The sequence below is a fragment of the Micromonospora deserti genome, from assembly GCF_003236335.1.
Taxonomy (GTDB): domain Bacteria; phylum Actinomycetota; class Actinomycetes; order Mycobacteriales; family Micromonosporaceae; genus Micromonospora; species Micromonospora deserti.
In genome coordinates this window covers 1-3,148 of the sequence record NZ_POUB01000430.1, presented here as the reverse complement: position 1 = coordinate 3,148, position 3,148 = coordinate 1, and the positions used below count along the sequence as shown (strand labels likewise).

General features: G+C 69.5%; 3 protein-coding genes. 1 reads left to right on the top strand and 2 read right to left on the bottom strand.

Annotated elements, in window-relative coordinates:
* Positions 1-342: 342 nt before the first annotated feature.
* Positions 343-1,680: an NADP-specific glutamate dehydrogenase gene (gdhA, locus tag C1I99_RS30655; RefSeq protein ID WP_111137640.1), complete on the bottom strand. Its 1,338-nt coding sequence runs from the start codon at positions 1,678-1,680 to the stop codon at positions 343-345.
* 114 nt (positions 1,681-1,794) lie between these two features.
* Here gdhA and C1I99_RS30650 point away from each other — a divergent pair, with 114 nt between their 5' ends.
* Positions 1,795-2,115 (top strand): MazG-like family protein, encoded by a 321-nt coding sequence (locus C1I99_RS30650; RefSeq protein ID WP_111137639.1) that lies wholly within the window; start codon positions 1,795-1,797, stop codon positions 2,113-2,115.
* A 169-nt stretch (positions 2,116-2,284) separates the two neighbouring features.
* Here C1I99_RS30650 and C1I99_RS30645 read toward each other — a convergent pair whose 3' ends face one another.
* Entirely contained in the window at positions 2,285-2,998 is a 714-nt protein-coding gene (locus tag C1I99_RS30645) for an MIP/aquaporin family protein (protein WP_111137638.1), read from the bottom strand.
* Positions 2,999-3,148: the final 150 nt, after the last annotated feature.

Here is a 3,148-nt window from a genome sequence, read left to right as displayed (position 1 = left end):
ACGGGTGGCAGGACATGCCGCTGACCCGGGCCGCCCAGACCGTGCAGGTCTCGGCCTACCCGGACCACTACGCACAGTGGGAACAGCAGGCCGCCGACCTCGTCACCCAGCACTGGAACAGCTGACCTGGACGACCAAAGGAAGCTCCCTCCCCACCATGGGGCGGGAGCTTCCTGCATATGCTGCCGCAGCCCGAAACCGGGCGTCTCCGGAGCGAGCACCTTCTCCTGGCCGCGGTAGCCGTGCGCCCACATCACCAGGTCGCCGTTCCACTTCGCGGGTACCTCGATGATGTAGCCGGAGTGCCGGTGCACGCCCTGCCGGACGGCGCCGACCGTCCGCTCACACCACCCCGTGTGCCAGCATCGCCTCCGCCACCCGGCGGAACCCGTTGATGTTCGCGCCGGCCACGTAGTCGCCGGGCAGCCCGTACTCCTCGGCGGTGGCCCAGCACCGGGCGTGGATGTCCCGCATGGTTTCCTGCAACCGCCGCTCCGACTGGGCGAACGTCCACGAGTCCCGGCTGGCGTTCTGCTGCATCTCCAGCGCGCTCACCGCGACCCCGCCGGCGTTGGCCGCCTTGCCCGGCGCGAACCGCACCCCGGCCCGGCCGAGGATCCGCACCGCCTCGGGCGTGGTCGGCATGTTGGCCCCCTCGACCACCGCGACGCAGCCACCGGCCACCAGCGCCGCCGCCTCCGCGCCGCCGATCTCGTTCTGCGTCGCGCACGGCAGGGCCAGGTCGCAGGGCACCTCCCAGACGGTACGGCCGGAGACCGCGACCGCGTGCGGCACATGACGTACGTAGTCGTCCAGCCGGGCCCGGCGCTGCTCCTTCAGCTCCCGCAGCAACTCCAGGTCGATGCCCTTCTCGTCCAGCACGTAGCCGGTCGAGTCCGAGCAGGCCACCACCGTCCCGCCGAGTTGGTGCACCTTCTCGATCGCGTAGATCGCCACGTTCCCGGAGCCGGAGACCACCACCCGCTTGCCGTCCAGGCTGTCCCCGGTCTGCTTGAGCATCTCCTCGGCGAAGAACACCGCCCCGTACCCGGTCGCCTCCCGCCGCGCCTGCGCACCCCCGTACGACAGGCCCTTGCCGGTGAGGACACCCGACTCGTACCTGTTGGTGATCCGCTTGTACTGGCCGAACAGGTAGCCGATCTCCCGGCTGCCCACCCCGATGTCACCGGCCGGTACGTCGGTCTGCGCGCCGATGTGCCGGTACAGCTCGGTCATGAAACTCTGGCAGAAGCGCATCACCTCTCGGTCCGAGCGTCCCTTCGGGTCGAAGTCCGCCCCGCCCTTGCCGCCGCCGATCGGCAGCCCGGTCAGCGCGTTCTTGAAGATCTGCTCGAAGCCGAGGAACTTCACGATCCCCAGGTAGACCGACGGGTGGAAGCGCAGGCCGCCCTTGAACGGCCCGAGTGCGCTGTTGAACTCCACCCGGAAACCCCGGTTCACCCGCACCCGGCCGTGGTCGTCCTCCCACGGCACCCGGAAGATGACCTGCCGCTCCGGCTCGCAGATCCGCTCGATGATCCGTGCCTCGGCGTACTCCGGGTGCCGGGCCAGCGCGGGGCCGATGCTCTCCAGCACCTCCCGCACCGCCTGATGGAACTCCGGCTCACCCGGGTTCCGGGTGACCACACTGGCGAACACCGTCTCGACGGTCTCCGGCATCACCGACACGTCCCTTCGATCCTGCTGGCGGCCCCACTGCCGCCACCGCGTCGGCGCGATCCGCCAACCGTCCCCGAGTACGTCTCGCCCACGCCGTCCGGTTCACTTGATCGCGTGGACGAGTCGATCTGGAACACGGTCCGGGCCTCGCGAGGCTGGCTGGATGCCGCCAACGGCACCGGGCAGACGGAGCTGACCTGCCGCATCCTCAAACTGACCGAGGAGGCGGGGGAGGCGGCGGGCGCCTGGATCGGGTTGCTCGGCCAGAACCCGCGCAAGGGCGTCACCCACAGCCGGGAGGACGTGGCGGCGGAACTGGCCGATGTCGCCTTCACCGCGCTCGTCGCCATCGAGAGCCTGGGCCTGGACGCGCGCACGGTGCTCGACGGGTGCGCCGCCAAGGTCCGCGCCCGTGTCCAGCCCTCCCCGGGCTGAGCCCTCCTTCCGTGGTGCTGGTCCGCTCCGGCCGGTGGGCGCTCGGCGTGGTGGGGCTGGGTGCGGTGGGTGGTCGGTTAGTACTCCAGCCGGGATGTTGACCTTGGCTGAGCTGCGGCTCGATGTGGTGCGGGAACGAGGACAGCTTGCTACCGGTCACTGTCAGGCACTACGGGGTGTCGGCCCCGGCCTGGCGACGCGGGCCGCTGGGCCTGGCCGCGCGGAGCGCCAGCGGGGAGGCCGCAGCGGCGAGGGCGCCGCCGATCAGCGGGGCGACGATGAAGACCCAGAGTTGCGACAGGGGCGTACCACCGTTGAACAAGGCCGGCCCGATCGACCGGGCGGGGTTGACCGAGGTGCCGTCGAGGGTGACCGCGACCAGGTGGCAGGTGCCGAGGGCGAGTCCGATCGCGAGACCGGTCACGCCGACCTGCTCGGTGCGGCTGGTGACCACGAGCACGACCAGCACCAAGAAGAAGGTGAGCACGATCTCCAACACGAGGGTGCCACCCAGGTTGATGGTGGCGCCGTATTCGTTGGCGCCGAGCTGGCCGGTCTGGTCGGGAACATCGCCCCAGTTCGACAACGCGAAGATCAGGAAACCGGCGGCGATGCCACCGAGTACCTGGGCGATCCAGTAGCCGATCGCGCCAGGCAGGGAGATCCGGCCGGTGAGGAGTGCGCCTAGGGTGACCGCCGGATTGACATGGCAGCCGGAGACCGGCCCGAAGACATAGACCAGAGCGAGGAGGACTAGCCCGAACGCGAGTGCCACCACGACGACGCCACCCGTGTTTAGAGCGGCGACAGCGGTCCCGGCGCCGAAGAAAACTAGCAGGAACGTACCGAGTAGCTCGGCCCCGTATCGCTTCCCGTTGTCCATTACACCACACTAAGCACGAAGAATCGGTCTTTGGGGTCGTTTGAGGAACTAGCCTCGGTCTTTCGCCGACCATGACCACAACCCGGGCTGGCGTAGTAGGGGCTGGGGCTGGTTGTGGTGGGTGGTGATTGGGTGCAGGGGGTGGTAAGC